Genomic DNA, 260 nt, shown 5'->3' with positions numbered 1-260 from the left:
GGGACCACCTTGGCATCGGACAACCCGACGCCAAGGGCGACACCATCTACAACGGCGCCGTCGACAACGCCACCGGCACCGCCGCGCTGATCGAAATGGGCCGCACCTTCGCCAAGGCCAAGAAGCCGCAGCGCTCGGTCGTGTTCCTGGCGGTGACCGCCGAAGAGAAGGGCCTGCTCGGCTCGGAGTACTACAGCGCCAAGCCGCTGTACCCGCTGGCCAAGACCGTCGCCGTCATCAACACCGACGCGCTCGACCCG

1 protein-coding gene is annotated in these 260 nt (G+C 67.7%); it reads left to right on the top strand.

The features are described from left to right. The coding region (locus HKX41_12100) for a M20/M25/M40 family metallo-hydrolase (protein ID NNC24877.1) at window positions 1-260 on the top strand (260 nt) is incomplete at both ends.

Origin of the sequence: Salifodinibacter halophilus (assembly GCA_012999515.1) — a bacterium.
Lineage (GTDB): Bacteria > Pseudomonadota > Gammaproteobacteria > Nevskiales > Salinisphaeraceae > Salifodinibacter > Salifodinibacter halophilus.
Note: the sequence above shows the minus strand (reverse complement) of the source record. Positions and strands in the feature narration are given on the sequence as shown.